The 1,905-nt window shown below is 66.4% G+C and carries 2 protein-coding genes; both read left to right on the top strand.

All coding sequences use genetic code 11. The features are described 5' to 3' along the window. Positions 1–704, top strand: a 704-nt coding sequence (locus tag VL973_RS11335) for a TonB-dependent siderophore receptor (RefSeq protein WP_325284129.1), incomplete at its 5' end; no start/stop codon positions are given. Positions 705–715: 11 nt separating this feature from the next. Then, positions 716–1,905 (top strand): M14 family metallopeptidase (locus VL973_RS11330; RefSeq protein WP_414712239.1); only part of this gene is annotated, 1,190 nt, incomplete at its 3' end.

The following is a 1,905-nucleotide window of genomic DNA, read 5'->3' as shown; positions in this document are numbered from 1 at the left end:
ATCGCCTGACTGATCCGGTCACACTCTATGCCGCTTATGGTGAGGGGTTTCGCGCCAATATCGGCACCGACGTGAACGGCGCGATCTTCGACCCCGAAACCAGCATTTCGAAGGAGATCGGTGCCAAGCTGACGCTGTTCGACGGGCGGTTGAACGGCACCCTCGCGCTGTTCCAGCTCGACAAGTCGAACGTGCTGGCCAGCGACACGGGAAATCCGGGCTTTTCGGTCGCGATCGGCAGGGCGCGCAGCCGGGGGGTCGAACTGGACCTGAACGGACGGTTGCCGGGCGGAGTCGAGATGCTGCTCAGCTATGCCTATGTCGATGCGGAGGCGCGGTCGACGCTGCTGGAGCCGAACTTCAATTTCCAGATCCGGCCCGGCGATCCGCTGGTCAACATTCCCGACCACAACCTCAATCTTCAGGCCGCCAAGCGCTTCGAACTTGGCGGGCGCAGTGCACAGGTCGGCGGGGGCGTGCAATATGTCGGCGAACGGTCGGGGGAGACGGGCACCGCCTTTACCCTGCCCTCCCACACTTTGTTCCGGGTCTTTGGCGATGTCACCCTGCTCGACGGCGTGACGCTGTTCGGGTCGATCCAGAATCTGTTCGACGAACATTGGTATGCCAACAGCTATTCGCCTTTGTGGGTTCAGCCGGGCGCGCCGCGCACCGCGACGATCGGCCTGCGCGCCAGTTTCTGAAGGACGCAATGATGCTTCGTTTCACCACGGTGGCGGCGGCGCTGCTCTTCACCGGCACGGCCATGGGTCAGACATCGCCCGAAGCGGTGCTGCCGCCCGAATTGCCCTGGTCCGGCACGAGCGAGGCGCTGATCGCGGGCGCGGACGATCCGTGGATCACCCCGGCCGAGCGCACCGGCTTTGCGACGACGCCGCGCTATGCCGAAACGCGCGCATGGCTGGAGCACCTGGCCGCCGCATCGCCGCTGGTCGCGGTCGAGACGTTCGGTCGCACCGGCGAGGGGCGCGAATTGCTGATGGTGCGGGCCAGCACCGGGCCGGGGAGCGATGGTGCGCCCAAGCCCGTCGTGCTGGTGCAGACGGGCATCCATGCCGGGGAGATTGACGGCAAGGATGCCGGGCTGATGCTGCTGCGCGACATTGCGCTTCGCGGCAAGGCCGGGCTGCTCGATCGCGTCGACCTGGTGTTCGTGCCGATCTACAATATCGACGGGCATGAACGCGCCAGCCGCTGGCATTTCCCGGCCCTGCGCGGTCCGGCGGAAAAGGGCTGGGTGGGCAATGCCCGCAACATCAACCTGAACCGCGATTATGCCAAGGCCGATGCCCCCGAAAGCCGCGCGATGATCGCGCTGCTGCGGCGGCTGGACCCGATCCTCTATATCGACTGCCATGTCAGCGACGGGTTCGACATGCAGCATGACATCACCTTCACCTATGCCGGTTGGGGGCGTTATGCCTATCACCGCGCGACCGCCGACTGGCTGATGCAGCGGTTCGGCCCGCACGTGACAGCGGCGCTGGAGGGGGCGGGGCATGTCCCCACCCTCTATCCCAGCCCGATCGACACCCGGAACCCGGCGGCGGGTATCCGCCAGGCGCCGGAAGGGCCGCGTTATTCGACCGGCTATGGCGACTTCATCGGCGTGCCGACGGTTCTGGTCGAAAACCACATGCTCAAACCCTATCGCCAGCGCGTGCTGGGCACCTATGTCCTGATCGAGGCCGCATTGGCGCTGGCGGGCGAGGACGCGGCGCGCATCGCGGCGGCCAAGGCGACCGACCGTGCCAGCCGCCCCGCGACGATGCTGGCACGCTGGCGCCCCGCCGAACGACCGATCGGGTGGGTCGATGACTTCAAGGGCGTGACATTCGATACCTATCGCCCGCCCGTCACCGGGCGGATGGAGCAACGCTGGAC

Origin of the sequence: Sphingomonas sp., from assembly GCF_035490575.1 — a bacterium.
Classification (GTDB): domain Bacteria; phylum Pseudomonadota; class Alphaproteobacteria; order Sphingomonadales; family Sphingomonadaceae; genus Sphingomonas.
Note: the sequence above shows the minus strand (reverse complement) of the source record. Positions and strands in the feature narration are given on the sequence as shown.